The 20318-nt window shown below is 72.3% G+C and carries 13 protein-coding genes; 7 read left to right on the top strand and 6 right to left on the bottom strand.

The features are described from left to right. Window positions 1-87 precede the first annotated feature (87 nt). From glgX to treZ, 3 genes are all read left to right on the top strand, one after another. Entirely contained in the window at window positions 88-2331 is a 2244-nt protein-coding gene (glgX, locus tag FREUN1FDRAFT_RS05795; protein ID WP_006539039.1) for a glycogen debranching protein GlgX, read from the top strand. A 163-nt stretch (window positions 2332-2494) separates the two neighbouring features. Beyond that, on the top strand, window positions 2495-4912 hold the full coding sequence (treY, locus tag FREUN1FDRAFT_RS05790; protein ID WP_050795757.1) for a malto-oligosyltrehalose synthase: 2418 nt from the start codon (window positions 2495-2497) through the stop codon (window positions 4910-4912). Between the two features lie 68 nt (window positions 4913-4980). Continuing rightward, on the top strand, window positions 4981-6741 hold the full coding sequence (gene treZ / locus FREUN1FDRAFT_RS05785) for a malto-oligosyltrehalose trehalohydrolase (protein WP_006539037.1): 1761 nt from the start codon (window positions 4981-4983) through the stop codon (window positions 6739-6741). A gap of 58 nt (window positions 6742-6799) precedes the next feature. Here treZ and FREUN1FDRAFT_RS47340 read toward each other — a convergent pair whose 3' ends face one another. Then, on the bottom strand, window positions 6800-6925 hold the full coding sequence (locus FREUN1FDRAFT_RS47340) for a hypothetical protein (protein ID WP_006539036.1): 126 nt from the start codon (window positions 6923-6925) through the stop codon (window positions 6800-6802). A 153-nt stretch (window positions 6926-7078) separates the two neighbouring features. Between FREUN1FDRAFT_RS47340 and FREUN1FDRAFT_RS05775 the strand changes: the two genes are divergently transcribed. The 3 genes from FREUN1FDRAFT_RS05775 to FREUN1FDRAFT_RS05765 all read left to right on the top strand — a co-directional run bounded on the left by FREUN1FDRAFT_RS05775 (window position 7079) and on the right by FREUN1FDRAFT_RS05765 (window position 10549). Next, window positions 7079-7909 (top strand): pyrimidine reductase family protein, encoded by an 831-nt coding sequence (locus tag FREUN1FDRAFT_RS05775; RefSeq protein WP_006539035.1) that lies wholly within the window; start codon window positions 7079-7081, stop codon window positions 7907-7909. Between the two features lie 170 nt (window positions 7910-8079). Continuing rightward, entirely contained in the window at window positions 8080-8469 is a 390-nt protein-coding gene (locus tag FREUN1FDRAFT_RS05770) for a hypothetical protein (RefSeq protein ID WP_006539034.1), read from the top strand. Window positions 8470-8506: 37 nt separating this feature from the next. Further along, the gene (locus FREUN1FDRAFT_RS05765) at window positions 8507-10549 is read left to right on the top strand and encodes a hypothetical protein (protein ID WP_232295063.1); all 2043 of its coding nucleotides are present in this window, start codon (window positions 8507-8509) and stop codon (window positions 10547-10549) included. Between the two features lie 140 nt (window positions 10550-10689). Here FREUN1FDRAFT_RS05765 and FREUN1FDRAFT_RS05760 read toward each other — a convergent pair whose 3' ends face one another. Beyond that, window positions 10690-11853, bottom strand: coding sequence for an ATP-dependent DNA ligase (locus FREUN1FDRAFT_RS05760; RefSeq protein WP_006539031.1), 1164 nt, complete (start codon window positions 11851-11853; stop codon window positions 10690-10692). 89 nt (window positions 11854-11942) lie between these two features. Here FREUN1FDRAFT_RS05760 and cysC point away from each other — a divergent pair, with 89 nt between their 5' ends. After that, window positions 11943-13784, top strand: coding sequence for an adenylyl-sulfate kinase (gene cysC / locus FREUN1FDRAFT_RS05755; RefSeq protein ID WP_006539030.1), 1842 nt, complete (start codon window positions 11943-11945; stop codon window positions 13782-13784). Here cysC and FREUN1FDRAFT_RS05750 read toward each other — a convergent pair. The 4 genes from FREUN1FDRAFT_RS05750 to hemE all read right to left on the bottom strand — a co-directional run bounded on the left by FREUN1FDRAFT_RS05750 (window position 13778) and on the right by hemE (window position 20149). Beyond that, window positions 13778-15682: a sugar transferase gene (locus tag FREUN1FDRAFT_RS05750; protein WP_369809772.1), complete on the bottom strand. Its 1905-nt coding sequence runs from the start codon at window positions 15680-15682 to the stop codon at window positions 13778-13780. The genes cysC and FREUN1FDRAFT_RS05750 overlap by 7 nt on opposite strands. 855 nt (window positions 15683-16537) lie before the next feature. Continuing rightward, the gene (gene hemQ, locus FREUN1FDRAFT_RS05745; RefSeq protein ID WP_006539028.1) at window positions 16538-17275 is read right to left on the bottom strand and encodes a hydrogen peroxide-dependent heme synthase; all 738 of its coding nucleotides are present in this window, start codon (window positions 17273-17275) and stop codon (window positions 16538-16540) included. 102 nt (window positions 17276-17377) lie between these two features. Next, a complete protein-coding gene (gene hemG, locus FREUN1FDRAFT_RS05740; RefSeq protein WP_006539027.1) occupies window positions 17378-18790 on the bottom strand; it encodes a protoporphyrinogen oxidase in 1413 nt (470 codons plus the stop codon). A gap of 276 nt (window positions 18791-19066) precedes the next feature. Continuing rightward, a complete protein-coding gene (gene hemE / locus FREUN1FDRAFT_RS05735) occupies window positions 19067-20149 on the bottom strand; it encodes a uroporphyrinogen decarboxylase (protein ID WP_006539026.1) in 1083 nt (360 codons plus the stop codon). Window positions 20150-20318 lie beyond the last annotated feature (169 nt).

Below are 20318 nucleotides of genomic sequence, written 5' to 3'. Positions count from 1 at the left end.
AGAAACGCAGTGGTGGCAGCCAACGGCCGCCCGCGGTTCGCGCGCCCGCCGGTCACCGAGGGGTGGCGAGCCGTAGGCTTCGTGCGTATGTCGCAGGTCTGGCCAGGCAGCCCTTACCCCCTCGGCGCCACCTTTGACGGATCGGGCACCAACTTCGCGATCTTCTCCGAAGTCGCCGAGCGTGTCGAGCTCTGTCTGTTCGACGCCGCGGGCACCGAGCGGCGGATCGAGCTGCGGGAGCGCGACGCGTTCGTGTGGCACGCCTACCTGCCCGCCGTGCTGCCGGGGCAGCGGTACGGCTACCGCGTCCACGGGCCTCATGATCCCGCACGTGGCCACCGGTGCAACCCCAGCAAGCTTCTGCTGGATCCGTACGCCAAGGCGGTGGACGGCGAGGTCGACTGGGACCAGGCCGTCTTCGGCTACAACTTCGGCGATCCGGACAGCGTGAACACCGCGGACTCCGCGCCGCACATGATGAAGTCGGTGGTGATCAGCCCGTTCTTCGACTGGAACGGCGACCGCCCGCCCCGTCGCCCGTACAACGAGACGGTGATCTACGAGGCCCACGTGCGCGGTCTGACCATGCGCCACGAGGGCCTGCCCGAGGAGTACCGCGGCACCTACGCGGGGGTGGCGCATCCGGTGATGATCGACCACTACCACCGCCTGGGTGTGACGGCCATCGAGCTGCTGCCCGTCCACCAGTTCGTCCACGACGAGCACCTCGTCCGCCGCGGTCTGCGCAACTACTGGGGCTACAACTCCATCGCGTTCCTGGCGCCGCACAACGGCTACTCGTCCGCCGGCGGCGACGGGCGGCAGGTGCAGGAGTTCAAGTCCATGGTGCGCAACCTGCACGAGGCGGGTATCGAGGTGATCCTCGATGTGGTCTACAACCACACCGCCGAGGGAAACCACATGGGCCCGATGCTGTGCTTCCGCGGCATCGACAACCAGGCCTACTACCGGCTGGTCGACGACGACCAGAGGTACTACATGGACTACACCGGCACCGGGAACAGCATGCGGGTCCGGCATCCGCACGTACTTCAGCTGATCATGGACTCACTGCGGTACTGGGTGACCGAGATGCATGTGGACGGATTCCGCTTCGACCTCGCGGCGACCCTGGCCAGGGAGTTCTACGACGTCGACCGGCTGTCCTCCTTCTTCGACCTCGTCCAGCAGGACCCGGTGGTCTCCCAGGTCAAGCTGATCGCCGAGCCGTGGGACCTGGGCGAAGGCGGCTACCAGGTCGGCAACTTCCCGCCGCTGTGGACCGAATGGAACGGAAAGTACCGCGACACCGTCCGTGACTTCTGGCGCGGTCAGGACCACGGCATCGCCGAGTTCGCCTCCCGGCTGACCGGCTCCTCCGACCTTTACGAGAGCAGCGGCCGGCGGCCGTCGGCGTCCATCAACTTCATCACCGCCCACGACGGCTTCACCCTGCACGACCTGGTCTCCTACAACGACAAGCACAACGACGCCAACGGCGAGGAGAACCGGGACGGCTCGGACGACAACCGTTCCTGGAACTGCGGAGTCGAGGGGCCCAGCGACGATCCCGTGATCAACCGTCTGCGGGGCGCCCAGGCGCGCAACCTGCTCACCACCCTGCTGCTCTCACAGGGGGTGCCCATGTTGGTGGCCGGGGACGAGATGGGCCGCACCCAGCGCGGAAACAACAACGCCTACTGCCAGGACACCGCCGTCTCCTGGCTGGACTGGGGGGACGCCGAACGCAACGCCGATCTCGTCGAGTTCACCGCCCAGGTGGCCCATCTACGGCGGGCGCACCCTGTCTTCCAGCGTCGCCGGTACTTCCAGGGCGAGGCGGGCCGCGGCTCGGCCGGTGGCGGCTACAACGCCGCTGGCACCCGCGACGCGGCCGGCGACCACAACGCGGGTGAACAGCCGGGCGGCGCGGAAACCTCCGACCCGGCCGCGAAGGACATAGTCTGGCTTCGTCCCGACGGTAGCGAGATGTCCGACACCGACTGGGAGTCCGGAACGGCGCGCTCGCTCGGCTGCTATCTGAACGGGCACGGCATACCGGATCCCAACGCGCTCGGTGAGGCGATCGTCGACGACTCCTTCCTGCTGTTCTTCAACGCCCACCACGAGCCGATCCAGTTCGTGGTACCACCGGGCAACTTCGGCACCACCTGGGAGATCATCGTGGACACGCGCTCATCCAGCGCCGAGATCGCGGCGATGCTCGGTGGCGTCGGGGCTTTTGCCACCGACGCCGAGCAGGTGATCAAGGCCGAGGATCCGCTCGAGATCGACGCTCGGGCCACCCTCGTGCTGCGCCGTGTCAGCTGACTGGCCCGGCGGCCCGGACCGGACCGGACCCGCCGAACGACACGCTCCCGACCGCCGTCGGGACGGCGGGGCCGGGCGGGTCGTCGGGCCCGGTCGGGGCGGCCCGCACGACGGCGGCGAGCGCCGGGGCATCCCCACCGGGACCTACCGGCTCCAGCTCCACATGGAGTTCGGGTTCACCGACGCCGCCGTGATCATTCCGTACCTGTCGGCGCTGGGGGTCTCCCACCTCTACCTGTCGCCGATCCTCGAGGCGGCGCCCGGGTCGACGCACGGCTACGACGTCGTCGACCACACCCAGATCAACCCCGAGCTGGGCGGGCTCGGCGGCCTGCGCCGGCTGGTGGCGGCCGCCCGCCGCGCCGGGCTGGCCCTCATCGCGGACGTCGTCCCCAACCACATGGCCGTGCTGACGCCCGGAACGACGAACACGGCCTGGTGGTCGGTGCTGCGTGAGGGGCCGGACTCCCCCTACGCCTCCTGGTTCGACATCGACTGGGACTCCCCCGAGAACCCGGGGCGGGTGCTGCTGCCCCTGCTCGGCCAGTCGCTCGCCGACAGCCTCGCCGCCGACGAGATCAGCGTCGAGCAGGACGAGGACGGCGAATGGGTCATCGTCTACTACGACCACGTGCTTCCGGTCGCGGCGGGCACGGCCGACCCGTCCGACGTCGCGGCGACCCTGGACGCGCAGTACTACCGGCTGTGCTGGTGGCGCGTCGGCGGGACGGAGCTGAACTACCGCCGTTTCTTCGACATCTCCTCGCTCGCCGGCCTGCGCCAGGAGGACCCCGACGTCTTCGCCGCCACCCACCGCCTGCTGATCGAGCAGGTCCGCTCCGGCAACCTGGAGGGCCTGCGCATCGATCATCCGGACGGCCTCGCCGACCCGGAGGAGTACCTGCGCCAGCTGTCCGACGCTACCGGCGGCGTCTGGACGGTGATCGAGAAGATCATCGAGCGTGAGGAGACCCTGCCGGACAACTGGGCCTGCGACGGCACCACCGGCTACGACGCGCTGAACCGGCTGACCCGGCTCTTCCTGGACCCGGTGTCCGCCCGGACGATGGGCACCCTCTACACCGAGGTCACCGGCCGCTCCCCCGACTTCGCGCTGGTGGCCCGGCAGGCCAAGATGGACGTCCTGACCAGCGTGCTGCGGCCCGAGGTCGACCGGCTCACCGGCCTGGCGCTGGCCGAGGCCCGCCGCGACCGCGCCGACCTCACCAGGGCCGGCCTGCGGGAGGCGCTGCGGGAGGTCCTCGCCGCCTTCGAGGTGTACCGCGCCTACATCCGACCGGACGGAACACCGAGCCTGGAGGCCCGCGGGCACATCGTCCGGGCCTGCGAGCAGGCCCGGCTGACACTGCCCGGCCGGACCAGCGAGATCGATCTCATCGAGGATCTGGCGCTGGCCGGGCCGCCCGAGTTCGTGGTGCGCTTCCAGCAGACCTGCGGCCCGGTGATGGCCAAGGGCGTCGAGGACACCGCCTTCTACCGGTACGTCCCGATGGTCGCGCTCAACGAGGTCGGTGGTGCTCCGGGTGACTTCCCGGCCTATCCGACCGGGCATCCGCGCAGCGCCGTCAACGAGTTCCACGAAGCCAACATCAGCACCCAGCGCACGTGGCCGCTGACCATGACCACGCTGTCCACCCACGACACCAAGCGCTCCGAGGACGTGCGGGCCCGGCTCGCCGTGCTGTCGGAGGACCCGCGGGGCTGGGCCGACATCGTGCGGCGGCTGGCCCGTCTGGGCGAGCGGCACGCCGACCCGGAGGCGGGCTGGCCCGATCCGGTCACGATGTACCTGCTGGTGCAGACCCTGGTCGGCGCGTGGCCGATCTCGGCCGAGCGGGTGTCCCAGTACATGGTCAAGGCCGTGCGGGAGGCCAAGCACTTCACCACCTGGGCGGACACCGACCCGTCGTACGAGGCGGCGCTGACCAACTACATCGAGGGCGCTCTGGAGGACGAGGACTTCGTCGCAGCCCTCGACACCTACGTCTCGACGCTGGTGGAGCTCGGCCGGCAGAACAGCCTCGCGCAGAAGCTGCTCCAGCTCACGATGCCCGGCATTCCGGACGTCTACCAGGGCCAGGAGCTGTGGGACCACTCGCTGGTCGACCCCGACAACCGGCGTCCGGTCAACTTCGGTGAGCGGACCAAGATGCTCACCGAGCTGGGCGTGGAACCGGGATCCGAGCTCGCCGCCCCGAAACGCCCGCCCCTGCTCGACGACTCGGGCGCGGCGAAGCTGCTGGTCGTCGCCCGGGCGCTGCGCATCCGCCGGGACAATCCGGAGTGGTTCGGCGAGCACGGCAGCTACCGGCCGTTGTGGGCGTCCGGGTCGGCCGCCGAGCACGTGGTCGCGTTCTGCCGGGCCGAGTCGGTGGTCACCGTCGTTCCGCGGCTCGTGCTCGGGCTGCGGCGTGGCGGCGGCTGGCGTGACACCACCGTCACCCTGCCCGAGGGCCGCTGGGCCGACGTGCTCACCGGCCGCCGGCATGACGGTGGGACCGCCTACGTGCTGCGCCTGCTGCGGGACTTCCCCGTGAGCCTGCTGATCCGCACCCCGTAGTCCCAGATCATCCGTAGCCCCAGATCATCCGTGGCTGCAGGACATCCGCGGTTTCAGGACAGGAGACCATGAGCTACTTCCGGGTGTGGGCACCGGCCGCGAAGACCGTCAGCCTGGTCGTGTCGGACACGGTGCACCAGATGGCCGGTGCCCCCGGCGGGTGGTGGACCGTCGAGGTGCCGACCGCCCGGCACGGGACGGACTACGCCTACCTCCTCGATGATGGCGAGCAGGAGCTGCCCGATCCACGGTCAGCCTGGCAGCCGCACGGGGTGCACGGCCGCTCCCGGCTCGTCGACCACGCCCGCTTCCCCTGGACGGACGTCCACTGGCGCGGGGTGCCGCTGTCCGGCAGCGTGCTCTACGAGCTCCACGTCGGCACGTTCACGCCGCAGGGCACCTTCGACGCGGCGATCGAGCGGCTCGACCACCTCGCGGACCTGGGTATCGACATCGTCGAGCTGCTGCCGGTGAACGCCTACCCGGGGCGGCACGGCTGGGGCTATGACGGGGTCGGGCTGTTCGCCGTTCATGAGCCCTACGGCGGCCCGGAGGGCCTCAAGCGCTTCGTGGACGCCGCGCACGCCCGCGGCCTCGGCGTGATCATGGACGTCGTCTACAACCATCTCGGACCGGACGGCAACTACCTCGGCCGGTTCGGCCCCTATTTCACCGACCGCTACAGCACCCCGTGGGGCCCAGCGGTCAACCTGGACACCCCCGGTTCGGACGAGGTCCGCGCGTTCATCATCGACAGCGCGCTGGCATGGCTGCGGGACTACCACTGCGACGGGCTACGCCTGGACGCGGTGCACGCGTTCGTCGACAACCGGGCCCGGCACCTGCTGGAGGAGATCTCCGACGCGGTGCACCGGCTCGGCACCCAGCAACGCCGGCCGCTGTTCGCGGTGGCGGAGTCCGATCTCAACGACCCACGGATGATCACCGCACCCGAGGCGGGAGGCCACGGTCTCGACGGGCAGTGGGCGGACGACATCCACCACGCGCTGTGGTCCACCCTTTCCGGGGAGCGGCAGGGCTACTACGGGGACTTCGGCTCGTTCGAGACGCTGAGCAAGGCGCTGAGCTCTGCGTTCGTCCATGACGGCGAGTACTCGACGTTCCGCGGCCGGGCCCACGGCCGGCCGGTGCCACGCCGGACACCGGCGTACCGGTTCGTCACGTTCCTGCAGAACCACGACCAGATCGGCAACCGGGCGACCGGTGACCGCGCCAGCGCCACGCTCAGCGACGGCCGGCTGCGCATCGGAGCCGCGCTGCTGCTCACCGCGCCGTTCACCCCGATGCTGTTCATGGGCGAGGAGTGGGGGGCCACCACACCGTGGCAGTACTTCACCGATCACACCGACCCGGGGCTCGCGGAGGCGGTGCGGACCGGGCGGCGCAGCGAGTTCGCCGCCCATGGGTGGGGGCCCCAGGACGTCCCCGACCCGCAGGACCTGGCGACCTTCGAACGGTCCCGGCTGGACTGGGCCGAACGTGACCAGCCCGGTCCCGCCTCGCTGCTCGACTGGCACCGCCGCCTGATCGCCCTGCGCCGGCGGCTACCGCAGCTCAGCGATCCCGCGCTGGATTCAGTGCGCTGCTCCTACGACGAGCAGGCGAACTGGTTCGTGCTGCGCCGGCTTTCCCGCGACGGTGACGTGGCCGTGGTGTGCAACCTGGGTGCCGAACGCCAGAGCGTGCCGGTGGACGGGGTGCCCTTCGACGCGCCGGCGGCCTCCCGGCCCGGCTTCACCTACATGCCCGGCCGGGTCGAGCTGGCGGGCGAGTCCGTCGTCGTGGTGCGCCTGCTGCCGACGGCCTGACCCACTCGCCGGCCTGGCCGGCCCAACGGTCCGGTCGGCGGCCGGGTCGGCGGGCGGCTCAACGGCCGGGTCGGCGGGCGGATCGACGGCGGGCCGCGTTGCGGTTCAGCAGGTAGTACAGGGAGCCGAGCCCGGCAAGACTGACGATCAGAACACAGATCAGAAGCAGCACGTACGTGTTCACGCATTCATCCTGGCACTCCCGCGGGGACACCAACGGCGGCGGCCCCTGCGGCGCGGTGCTTTCGCCGGGTGCCCGCGGGCGTCCGGCGGGCCTGGCGAAAGCACCGGTGGCCGGACACCGGTACCACCGGGTGGCGCGGCTACAGTCGGGCAGATGCGTGTCCTTCTGTCCACCAGCGCCCCTGCTGCCACGGGTGCCTTCGGGAGTACACACACCGAGGCGAGCGGTACCGGAACCGTCGATCTCGACGCCGCGTACGCGCTGCCCGAGCCGGTGCCGGGCATCCCCCACGTACGGTCCAACTTCGTCACCTCCGTCGACGGAGCCATCGAGATCGACGGCCGGTCGGGCGGGCTCGGCGGGCCGGCCGACCGGTTGGTGTTCCGCACCCTGCGCTGGCTGTCCGACGTGGTGCTGGTCGGCGCGGGCACCGTCCGAGCCGAGGACTACGGCCCAGTTCCGGTGCCGGCCGAACGCCAGGAGCGGCGGGTCGCCGCGGGGCTTGCGGCCGTGCCCCCGGTCGCCGTCGTCAGCGGCCGGCTCGACCTCGACCCGCAGGCACGGCTGTTCGGCGGGGCGGTACGCCCGCTGCTGCTGACCTCCGAGGCGGCACCGGCCCGGGCGCGGCGTGCCCTGGAGCCGGTCGCGGACATCGTGATCTGTGGGGAACGCACCGTCGAGCCGCCGGCCGTGCTCGCCGCGCTCGCAGCCCGGGGCCTGCTGCGGGTGCTGACCGAGGGCGGCCCAAGCCTGCACGCCCAGTTCGCCCAGGCCGGGCTGTTGGACGAGGCCTGCGTGACGCTCGCTCCGGTGCTGGCCGGCCCGGGGCGGCTCGGGATGATGACCGGTCCGGCCTGGGCGGCACCGCTCGACCTGCGGCTCGTGCACGTGCTCGAGGAGAGCGACGTCCTCTTCCTGCGGCTCGCCCGGAGGCCCGATTCCGATTCCGATTCGGATTCGGATTCGGATTCGGCCGGGCGGTGAGCCCCGGGACGCGGTCTCTGGACGACTTCACGTTGTCCACAGTCCGGATCTGAAGCGGCCAGTCACCATCGGCCACGCCTAGCGTCGATCACGTCCTTCGAGGCCGCGCGACCGCACCCGCGGAACGCCGGCCCCGCCCCTGACGGATCACTGCTACGGACGGCGGCACAATGCCCTCACCTCAGCCCGGCGCGGCACTCCAGATCGGCACAGCACTCCAGATCGGCACGGCACCCCAACCCGGCGTTCCGAACCGTTATCTGCACGCGGTCGAGGCCGCGCTGGCGGCCGCCGCGGCGGGGCGCCAGGCGGTGTCCGACGCGTTCGATGTGCTGTTCATCGAGGCCACCGCGGGTGGCTGGCAGGGCCGGGCGGCGGACGACTGGTGGCGCCAGGCCGCGGACCAGCGCGCGGCCACCCTCGGCCATCTCGAGGCGTGCGTCACCGAGTGCCGCGGCCTGCTCGCCGGCCAGTCCGAGCTGGTGGGCCTCGACGATCCCCGGGCACGCCATCCCGGCCCGGCCCAGGCGGTGCCCCTGGCGCCGGCCGGGCGCCGGTAGGCAGCGCGGGCGGCGGGCCATGTCCACGTCCATGCCCATGTCAGGCGACCGCGTCGTCGTCGATCCCGAGGCGCTGCAACGAATGATCAGCAGGCTGGGTGATCTCCGTGGCTCCCTGCAGGCGCAGGCGCAGGTGCTGGCGGCGCAGGTCGCCGCCGTCCCGCTGGCAGTGGACACACCGAACCGACTGCGGGCCGTCGACACCTGGGCCGCGGAGCAGGAGGCCCGGCTGCACCGCCGCCTGGTTCTGGCGCAGGCCGCCGACCCGGCGGTCCGGGACAGTCCACGTCTGGTCTTCCTGCCCACGTCGTCGGACCGGTATGAGACCTCCGAGCAGGCGTCAGGCGCCGGCCGAGCGCTCGCGGAGGAACTGCTGCGCCCCGATCCCAATCGCCGGGGCGACCAGCGGGTCACCGCCGCTCTCACCGACCTCGGGGCACGGGTCACCGACCCGGACTTCGTGGCCGGGTTCTTCGACCGGCTTGGTCCCACCGGCCTCGCCCGCCTGTTGTACCGGCTGTTCGTGCCGGCGGGGCCGGCCGCCCAGGAACGGGTGGCGGTCATCCTCGGGCGTGGGCTCGCCACCTACAGCGGGGTGCGGGATCTGGCCGGGGCGTGGCTGCGCGGGTTCAACCGGGCGGGCCGCCCCGGCGAGGTCGAGACGTCCCTGCTGGGTCCGCTGCTGGCACACGGGCAGTTCGCGCCCGCGTTGCTCGAGCGCCTCGGGGATCTGTTCTTCGGCACGGCTGACGGCTCGCTGCACGACGCCGGCCTGCGGCCGGGCCCGCGGGGCACCGCCGCCGGGAGCCGGTGGGCCGCCGGTTCCGCGCACCGGGACTACGCCGCCGCACTTCTGCGGGCGATCGCGGCACAGCCGCGACTGGCTGCCGAGTTCGCCACCCGCCACCTCTCCCATCTCCTGTCCGCGTCCCATCTGCAGGGTGGTGGCCTGCCCGGCGCCCTGCGCCCGGACGGCGACGCCTGGTCCGCGCAGCTCGAGCCCGCGCGCGCGGCCCTGATCGCCGCGGCGGGCGGCTCGGCGGCACGCCACGACCAGCCCGCCGCGGCGCGGGAGTTCGTCGTCCGGCTCGTCGAGATGACGGCCGGGCCCGATTCCGCGCACGTGTCCGCGCACATGCGGGCGGCGTTCGGCCAGGTCCTCCACGTCTGGCGGGATGATCTCTACGCCGCGGTGACCTCTCCGCTGCCGCCCGACACCTCGGCACCGGGCGCGCCGGGCCTGGGCCTCGCGCCGGGGCAGTGGGCCACGCTGCTCCGCGAGAGCCTGCGCGGTGGCGCCAGCGCCCCGATGCTGGCGGCCGACGCGGTGACCTTCGCCGCCGGTCTCGACCTGCGGGCGTGGGAGCAGACCCGCGGCTACAACCGGCCCGACACGGGCTACTACCCGGCCAGCCCGCGTGCCCTGGCCTACCACCAGTCCAACGAGGTGGCGACGTTCTTCGGGGCCGCTCTCACGGACGTGGCGGAGGCCGAGCTTCGCGACTACGCCGCGAATGTGGCGCAGCACCAGCGGCGCACCGCGGTGCTGCTGGACGTGCTGGCGGAGACCGTGAAATCGATCGACGCCACGAGCCTGGTACGCACCCTGGCGAATCTCGCCCGTGGGCTGACCGTCGAGATCGTCGAGGACCGGGTCCGGCGGGCCACCGCGAACCAGCCCATCGGTCCCGCCCGGGCGGTCCTGGCGGAGCTGCGGGCCGGGCTGCGGCGCTTCCCTGACTGGCAGGCCCGCTACCGTGCCTCGGTCGCGGACCTGTGGCGGCGCCGCGGCAGCGATCCGCTCCGGCCGGTCCTGGTCACGACGGCCGACGGCGCGACCCGCGTCTACACCGGCGATCCCCGCGCCGACGGCTTCATCGCGGGCCCGGCGGACGACTTCCTCGGCCCCACGGACGAGCCGATCGCCGTCGAGGCCATGAGCCGCGGCCAGCGGGCGGCCTACGAGCGCTGGCTGGCCAGCCCCGCGATCGTGGCGAACAACGACCGGATCGCCTCGATACTCGGCGTGCTGCCGTCGGACGTGGTGCCCGGGTGGGCGCCGGACTGGGCCCGGCCGTGACCGCCGGCAGCCCGGGTCCGCGCGCCTGCTTCCGTGTCCGCGGCCGTACCGGTGTCCGCGGCCGTACCGGTGTCCGCGGCCGTACCGGTGTCCGTGGCCGTACCGGTGTTCGCGGCCGTGCCGGTCAACCGACCTTTCGGTCAGCCACCCGAACCGCTCAGGACATCGGCGATCTCGAACCCGACCGGGCGTTCGAGCTGCTCGTAGGTGCACTCGAGCGGATCACGGTCCGGGCGGAACCGGACGAACTGGGTGGTGTGCCGGAACCGCGGGCCCTCCATGTGGTCGTAGCGCACCTCGACGACACGCTCCGGGCGCAGCGGGACGAACGACAGGTCCCGGCCGCGGGCCCACCTGCTCTCCCCGGCGTCCCACGGAGTCCGCGTCGCCGCGCCGTCCGCGCCCTCGGTGCCGTCTGGGCCGCCGGGCCGGGCCCACGGGTGATCGTCGATCGCCGTCACCAGGGGCGCGAGCTCGCCGACCAGCTCGCGGCGGCGCGCCATCGGGAACGCCGAGGTGACCCCGACCGACAGCAGCGACGATCCGTCATAGAGCCCCAGCAGCAGGGAGCCGACCGCCGCCGGGTCGTTCTTGTACGGCCGGTAGCCGGCCACGACGCAGTCCGCCGTGCGCTCGTGCTTGACCTTGATCATGGCTCGTTTGTCTGGTTCGTAGTGCCCGGCCGGCGGTTTGGCGACCAGGCCGTCGAGCCCGGCGCCCTCGAAGCGCCGGAACCAGTCCGCGGCCACGTCCGGGTCGTCCGTCGCCGGGGTGAGGTAGACACCAGCCGGAGGGCGGCCCGGCGGGAGCTCTGTGCCGGCCGGCCCGGACCCCGGCGGGGGCGAGCTCGCCACGCCTGGGCCCGTCCGGCCCGCGAGCAGGTCCTCCAGGGCTGCGCGTCGCCGCGCGAGCGGCTCCCCGACCAGCGCCGTGTCACCGAGCGCGAGCAGGTCGAAGGCCACGAAGGACACCGGTGTCTCCCGGGCGAGCCGATCCACCCGGCTGGCCGCCGGATGAACGCGCTGGCTGAGCTCCTCGAAGTCGAGGCCGCCGGGGGCTATGACCACGATCTCGCCATCCAGCACACAGCGTTCCGGCAGAACTGCCAGCAGGATCTCGACCAGCTCGGGAAAGTACCTGGTCATGGGCCGGGTGTTGCGGGAGGTGATCTCCAGCTCCGCGCCGTCACGGAACACCAGCGCCCGGAATCCGTCCCATTTCGGCTCGTACAGCATGCCCGGTGGGATCGCGGACGCGGCCCGCGCGAGCATCGGCTTCACCGGCGGCATCACGGGAAGATCCATGTGCGGATACTCCCGCACCGCACCGGTCTGCCGCGAGCGTGTCGCGACCCGGAACGCGGCCGAGTGGTCGAGCCGCTACCGTCGCGGGTGTGAGCGCCACCTCCGACAACGACGTCGGCGCCTTCGCCCGGAAGCCACGCCGAGGGCATGATGCGACCGGTCTGTCCGCCACGTCCATCGAGTCCGACCACATCGCCGGGTCCGCGGGCCAGGCTCTCGCGCTTGTCGATCCCGGACGGGCCCGCGAGCTGCGGGCGGCGTCCATCGCCTGGCCCTCGGTCACGCTGGACCCACATCAGCTCGCCGACCTCGAGTTGATGCTGCTCGGCGTGTTCGGGCCCGCGCCAAGCTACCTCGGCCAGCTTCGGCAGCCCGACGGCCCGCCGGTGCCCAGCCTCCCCGTTGCGGTGGACGTCGCCGCCGGCCTGACCGTCGGCTCCGAGGTTGCCCTGCGTGACAGGGAAGGCGTGATGATCGCCGCGCTGCGGCTGCTGGCGGTCGAGCCCGTTGCCCCGCCGGCCGCCCCGGACCCGTCGGAAGCCGCCGCCGACGGCACGGGGCAGGCTCTCCTGGTCGGCACCGTGGAGGGCCTCGAGCTCCCCGGGCACCCCGACTATCCGGCGCTGCGGCTCACCCCACCGCAGCTGCGCGCCCAGCTCGCCGCGCGGGGCTGGACGGCGTCCGGCACCGGCGCGCCGTGGGCGGTGTGGGCCGACGGTCTGCTGCACACCGCGGACGTGGGTCGGATCCGGGCGCTGACCCGGCGGGGCAAGCACTGCGTGATCCTCGTCCCCGTCGGCGGCGCGGATCCGGCGGATGCCACCCATCACCTCCGCGTGCGCTGCCTGCTCGCCGCGCTGGACGCGATCGACGCGCCGCTGCGCCCGACCGAGGCCACGCTGACCCACGAGCCACTCGCGTCGGAGGCGGTCGCCAGGGGCGGCCGGCGGAGCCTGCCGCCGACGGGCCAGGCAGGTCCCCCCGGTCAGGGATCATCCGCCGGCCGGGCATCGCAGTCGCCCGGACCGCCGCAGCAGCGCGGCATGCTCGTCCTCGTGCCGGTCGTCCCGGCGAGTCAGCTCGCGGCTCCCCGCGAGCCGACGATGAGCGCCACCTCGCCGGGCGGCCTCACCGACGAGCTCGACGCGGGCGGACCGGCGCTGGATGCGATGGCCGAGCTCACCGCGCTGCGCGCGCACCTGGCCGAGGTGTACGGCTGCGCCGGCAGTCTGACCGGGCCCGCCATCGGCGCTCCGGGTTCCGACGAGATCGCCGCCCTGCTGGACGCCGGTGCGCCGCTGCCGGCCGAGCTGACCCCACCGGCGGTGGCGGCCGAGCTGGTCCGTGCCATGCCACCACGTTCCCGGCGGGGGCTCACGATCCTGTTCACCGGGCTGTCCGGAGCGGGCAAGTCAACGCTTGCCGGGCTGCTGGCCTGCCGGCTACTCGAACGAGGCCGGCGGGTCACCCTGCTGGACGGGGAGATCGTCCGGACACATCTGTCCCAGGGGCTGGGCTTCTCCCGCACCGACCGGGATACGAACGTGCGCCGCATCGGCTTCGTCGCGGCCGAGGTCGCGGGCGCCGGCGGGACGGCGGTGTGCGCCCCGATCGCCCCCTATGGCGCGGTTCGGCAGCAGGTGCGGGCGATGAGTACCGCCCGGGGGGCGGGATTCGTCCTCGTCCATGTGTCGACCCCACGCGAGGTGTGCGAGGGGCGGGACCGCAAGGGCCTTTACGCCAAGGCGCGGGCAGGTGTCATTCCCGCCTTCACCGGCGTGTCGGACCCCTATGAGGAACCTGTGGACGCCGAGGTCGTCGTGAACACGGCGGATCTGTCCGCGACCGAGGCCGTGGACCAGGTGGTCGCCCATCTGGTCCAGGCCGGCTGGATCGAGCAGGCACCTTGGGACGAGGAGCCTGCTCAGTAGGCACCCTCGCGGCGCAGCACCGCGAACAGGGTCCGCCACAGGATGACGAAGTCCATTGCCAACGACCAGTTCTCGACGTACCGGAGGTCGAGCCGGACCGACTCGTCCCATTCCAGGTCGCTGCGGCCGCTGATCTGCCACAGGCCGGTGAGGCCGGGCTTGACCATCAGCCGACGGTAGACGTCGTCCTCGTAGCGGGCGACCTCCGACGGCAGCGGCGGCCGCGGACCGACCAGCGACATGCTTCCGTTGACCACGTTGAACAGCTGGGGAAGCTCGTCAAGCGACCACTTCCGCAGGAACTTGCCCACCTTGGTGATCCGCGGGTCGTCGCGCATCTTGAACAGCAGGCCCTCGGCCCGCTCGTTGTGGGACTCCAGCTCCGCCTTGCGCGCCTCGGCGTCGACGTACATCGATCGGAACTTGTACATCCGGAACTCGGCACCGCCGCGGCCGACCCGCGTCTGCTTGAAGATGGCCGGGCCACGGCTGGTCAGCCGCACCGCCAGGCCCAGCCCGATCAGGAGCGGCGAGAAGATCAGGATCGCGACGGTGGCGACGAAACGGTCGAAGGCCATCTTCATCAGCCGCCGTGTCCCGCTGAGCTCGGGCTCCTCGATGTGCAGCAGCGGCAGGCCTGCGACCGGCCGGATGGAGATCCGCGGGCCCGTCACGTCGGTCAGCGCGGAGCTGACCAGGACGTCCACATCGCTTCCCTCCAGCGCCCACAGCACCCGTCGCAGCGTCTCGCCATCCATCTGGGGGCCGATCGCGACCGTGGTCGCGTGCGTCGCCTGAATGGCGGTGTGCAGGTTCTCCGAAGTGCCGACGATGGGGACACCGAGCAGGTCGAAGCCGCTGCGCTCGGGTCGGTCGTGGCTGTGCCGGCCGGGCAGCCGGTCCAGGCAGACCCCGACGACCGACCAGCCCGTGGTGGGGTCACGCTGCGCGAGCCGGACCAGGGTGGCCGCGGACTCACCCGCACCCACGACCAGCACCCGGTGCAGACAACGCCCCTGGCGCCGCATCCTGTGCAGGATGCCGCGCCCGGCGGAGCGCCCCGCGACCGACAGCAGTGTCGCGGCCGGGAAAGCGATGAGCACGTAGCTTCGGGCGATCTCCGCCTTGGTGGCGTACGAGGCGACCGCCACCAGCGCCGTGAGCCTGGCCGCGGCGTTCACGACCCGCCGGAACTCCTCGGATCCGCCGCCGAGGAACCTGCTCTCGTAGGCCCGGTTGAGCGACATCGACAGCACCCAGGCCAGCGGCAGCAGGACCGTCATCACGATGTAGGGCGTCGACGAGACGGGCTTGGTGTCGAACTCGACGATGTCACCGAAACGCACGAAGTAGGCGAGGCCCACCGAGACCACACAGGCGACCGCGTCGAAGAGCACCAGCAAGCGCACGTAGCGACGTTCCCAGCCGACCTGCGCGCGGTAGTTCTTCGGATCGGACGACTGGACCTGCGAGAACGCGAACTGCTCGGCCCCCGGGCCGGCGTGGCGCCCGCCTGCGTGGCGCCCGCCTGCGGGACGCTCCGGCCCGCCGAACCCTCGCGGCCCGACCGGCCCGTCCGGCCCGACCCGCGGAACCGGCCACGCCGGCGGGGCCGGTGCGGCCGCCCAGTCGTGGCGTGCCGAAGGCCCGGCGCGCCCCGGGCCGTCCTCGTCGTAGTAGTAGCCGCGCTCGTAACCGCGCTCGTCGTAACCAGGCTCGCCGTAGCCGCGCTCGTCCTGGTCGTAGTAGTCGCGAACCTGGGGCACCACGCCCGTCGCGCTGGCCGGCCACGGGCTGCCGGACGGCCTGGGCTCGTCAGACCGCCGCCGCCCACCCCCAGATGATCTTGTTCCCCCGGACACATCCGTCACTGCAGGACCCCCCCTGGCCTTCGGCATGTCAGTTCTGATCGACGGACCGGGCGCGCGGCGACGACCCCCCAGGTACCCCCCCGCCGGGCCAATTGTCGATCAGGACTCACCTGCCGGTGTAGCGGTTCACTCATACACGTCCGGTCCTGTAGTCGGTACGCGCGGGCGCGGCCCCCCACGCCCCGGCGGCTGCCGGGCGCGTATTCCCCACTGGCCTGTCCACTCGCGGCTTCACCGACTCCGCCCTCCAGCGATCGTGTGACCCGGGCAGCCGCGCGGACGTCGCGACAGGTCTGGCGCGCACGGTCTGGGCAACCGACACGAAACCTGCGTCCCGGCCTGGGCCGACGGCGGCCCGCGCCAGCCTCGACATGCGGCGCTCGATGGTCAGGCGGCCACGTTACCGGCACGCGCACCACAGCGGACCATCGCCCCGCCCAGCCCGAACGCCTTCTTCACGACAGCTGGCCGACAGACCCCACCGGAACACTGGTAACCAACAGTGACGACAGTCGAATTACCAGCCAGTAACGCTGTGTGAAACAGACGTCCGATCACCCGAAATACGGTGCGCTGCACCTACCCTGCGGCTCCACGCATTGACGAGTAGCAGACAGAAACTCACGGCGATGCTACTGTCAGTCATGGCCGGTCCGGGGCGCACCCGGCCGCCGACCATCGATCACCCGGGCCCCGACGGGGCCCCCGGAGATCGGTGGGCTCTGCCCGCCCAGGTCGACTCCGTCACCTGGCCGTGGGGGCAGCAACGGGGCGGTCGGCGCCTGCCGGACGGGTGGGGGCGCCCGGGCAGGTGCCGACCTCTCGTGTCACACAGGCGGTATGGGTCCGCCTGCGCAGGAATGTGACGAGGCCTTCATCCCGCTACGGAAGCGCCGCGACGACATCCGCGAGGGGCTTGCGTGCCCCGCTGTAGAACGGCGTCTCGAGTCGGGTATGACGCCGCGTCGCACTGGCACGAAGGTGGCGGATGCAGTCCACGATCCGGTGCAGCTCGTCGGCCTCGAAGGCAAGCAGCCACTCGTAGTCACCGAGACCGAATGCCGCGACCGTGTTCGCGCGAACATCCTCGTACTCGCGGCCCATCATCCCGTGCTCGGCGAGCAGGCCGCGCCGCTCGTAGTCGGGAAGCAGATACCACTCGAGCGAACGGTTGAACGGATAGACGCAGATGTAGTCGCGCGGGTCCTCCCGGCGGACATACGCCGGAATGTGGTTCCGGTTGAACTCGGCCGGCCGGTGCAGACCCACCGAGGACCAGACCGGCTCCAGGCAGCGCCCCAGAGCGGTCTGCCGAAACCGCTGGTAGGTCTCCTGCAGAAGATCCGGATTCGGCGAGGTCCACCAGATCATCACGTCGGCATCGGCCCGGTAGCCGGAGATCTCGTAGATACCGCGGGTGTACACGTCCTTGGCCAGCGCACCCTCAAGGAGCGCGGTGACCTCTGTGACGATCTCCGCACGGTCCGCGGGCAGCGGACGCCGGGCAGCGAAGACCGACCAACCGGTGTAGAGCAGTTCGTCGTTGAGCTCCCGCGCCGAGGAGGCACCACTGTGCTGCGGTGAGGTACCGCCGCGCTGGACGTCGTCGCCTGTTGACATGACACCATTGTCCACCCCAGCCGCCCGGTGGCGAGTGGTCACCGCCCACCACCGCGCGGGGTGCTCCCGGACCCCGGCAGGCGCTCAGGCTCCCGCCGGCGCTCAGGCTCCCGCCGGCTCCGACTCCGTCGCCGCCGCGCCTCCGGCGGGCAGCCCGACGGCCACCGCCGCCGCGGCGGCCTCCCCGGACCGGATGCACGCGGGGATGCCGACCCCGTCGTAGCCCGCGCCGGCGAGCGCGAGACCTGCGGGCAACGCCCGGCGAACGGCCGCGATCCGGCCCAGGTGGCCCGGCAGGTACTGCGGCAGCGCACCTCCCCAACGGCTGACCCGGCCGGCGACGGGACGTGCGATCATCCCGGTCACCTGGGCGACCTCCGCCGCGACCACCCCGATCAGCTCGGTGTCGCCGCGCCGCAGCTCGCCCTCGGCGCCGGCACGGCCGACGCTGGCCCGCACGACCGTGAGATCACTGCCAGCGGCCACGTGCGGCCATTTCGCGGACATGTAGGTCACGGCCTTGATCGACAATCCGGCTCGGGACGGCACCAGCAGCCCGCTGCCCGCGGGCGGCGTCACCCCCCGGTAGAGCAGGGTGACCAGGCCCACCGACGCGTACGGCACGCCGGCCAGCGGCGCCGCCGCGTGCGGCGCGATCGGGGAGAGCAGGTCCCGCGCCGCGCCCGCCGGCACCGCGATGATCACCGCATCGGCGGCGAACGGAGGCGGGGCCTCCCCACCGCCGATCGGTTCGCAGCGCACCTGCCAGCCATCCGAGGTCTGCCGCAGCTCGCGGGCCATCAGGCCGGTACGTACGGTCGCGCCGCTGGTGTCGGACACCCGCTGCGCGAACGCGCCGAGCCCGCCGCGCAGCGAGGCGAACACCGGCGTGTGCGCCGGTGCCGGGCCGGTCCGTGCCCGCACCCGGTGCGCGCCGAGCAGCAGCGACCGGTCCTCCGTCGCGATCGGGGTGAGCTGGGGCACGGTCGCCTGCAGCGAGAGCGCGTCGGCCCGGCCGGCGTACACCCCGCCCAGCAGCGGATCGACCAGCCGGTCGACGATCTCCCGCCCCACCCTGGCACCGACGTAGCCGCCCACCGTCGGATCGTCGGGCAGCGTCGTCCGTGGCAGCACCAGATCGGCGGCGGCCCGCAGCAGCCCCCACGGCGAGAGCACCCGCGACCGCACCAGGCCGAGGGCGTCCGTGGGGACGCCCAGCAGTGTGTTGGGCGGGATCGGTCGACGCCGGCCACCCACCCACAGCGCGGCGGCGGTCGTGGCCGGATGGACGATCGCGTGCCCGAGACCGACGTGCCGCGCCAGCCGCAGCCCCTCCGGCACGCGCATCAGGAAGGACTCCGCGCCCTCCTCCACGGCGAGCCCCTCGATCGGGGTCGTGCGCAGCTTGCCGCCGACCCGGTCACCAGCCTCGATCACGGTGACCTCGGCCTTGCCCGCCAGAGCGTTCGCGGCCGCCAGGCCCGCGATGCCCCCACCAATGATCACGACCCGCACGTGTCTCCAGCCCCTTCAGCCGTCACCGGTCCGGCCGCCTCCGACGTGTGTCCGTCGAGCGCGAAGGCGGCGGCCTCGCGCTGACGGACCCGTCGGGTGCCGCGGTCGACCTTCAGTCTTGTCGGTGGATCCGGTTCCGCGGTGCCGCGGGTCTCCTCAGCACACCGCTCGCCCTCGCGGGCGGCCCTTCCCCACGGGTGTCCGTCCCGGTACCCGCCACGGCCACGCCGCCGGGCGCGTCTGCCGGCCCGTCCGGGCGATCCCCCGGAGGGGCCATCAGAACTGGTGGACGAGGTCCACGATGTGCGCCAGCACGCCCGGGTCGCTCTCCGGCAGCACGCCGTGGCCGAGGTTGAAGATGTGGCCGGGCGCCGCGGCGCCGCGGTGGCAGACATCGCGCACCTTCTCGGCCAGCAGGTCGCCCGGCGCGAAGACCGCGGCGGGGTCGAGGTTGCCCTGCACGGACCGGCCGGGGCCGATGCGCTTGACGGCCTCGTCCAGCGGGACCCGCCAGTCGACCCCGACGACGTCCGCGCCGACCTCGCCCATCGCGCCGAGCAGCTGCCCGGTGTTGACGCCGAAGTGGATCCGCGGGATGCCGTCGTCGGCGAAGGCCGCCAGCACCCGGGAGCTGTGCGGGGCCACGTAGCGCCGGTAGTCGTCCTCGCTGAGCGCGCCGGCCCACGAGTCGAACAGCTGGACGGCGTCCGCGCCGGCGTCGACCTGCACCCGCAGGAACGCCGCGGTGATGTCGGCCAGCCGGCCGAGCAGGTCGTGCCACAGTTCGGGCTCGGAGTACATCAGGGCCTTGGTCTTGATGTGGCTGCGGCTCGGCCCTCCCTCGATGAGGTAGCTGGCCAGGGTGAACGGGGCGCCCGCGAAACCGATCAGCGGTGTCGTGCCGAGCTCGCGGATCAGCGAGCCCACGGCCGTCTGCACGTAGGGCACGTCGTCCGGTTCGAGCGGACGCAGGATGTCCAGGTCGGCCCGGGCGCGGATCGGGTGGGCCACCACGGGGCCCACCCCGGCGACGATGTCGACGTCCACGCCGACCGCGGCGAGTGGCAGCACGATGTCGGAGAAGAAGATGGCCGCGTCGGGGCGGAACCGACGGATCGGCTGCAGCGTGATCTCGGTGACCAGGTCCGGGTTCCGGCAGGAGTCGAGCATCGCCGTGTTGGCGCGCAGCGCACGGTATTCGGGCAGCACCCGACCGGCCTGCCGCATGAACCAGACCGGGACCCGGTCCGGGCGGTCCCCGGCCGCGGCGCGCAGAAACGGCGATGTCGCGACGATGTCGCGACGTCGGGGCAGAGCCCCCTCACGGGGCGGCGCGACGGCGGTGTTTCCGAGGGACATAGCCCGATCGTTGCACGACGGGCGAGCAGATGCCGGGTTGGGCGCACGACTGTGTGCGATATCTTCTACTGACAGTAGAAGCCAATCGGGTGAACGGTAGCCGGGCGGCTAGGGCACCACTGGGCGCCGAGCCCGTCACCGACCCCGCCGAGACCACAGCGGGCCGCGG

This window comes from Parafrankia sp. EUN1f (assembly GCF_000177675.1).
GTDB lineage: Bacteria > Actinomycetota > Actinomycetes > Frankiales > Frankiaceae > Parafrankia.
Note: the sequence above shows the minus strand (reverse complement) of the source record. Positions and strands in the feature narration are given on the sequence as shown.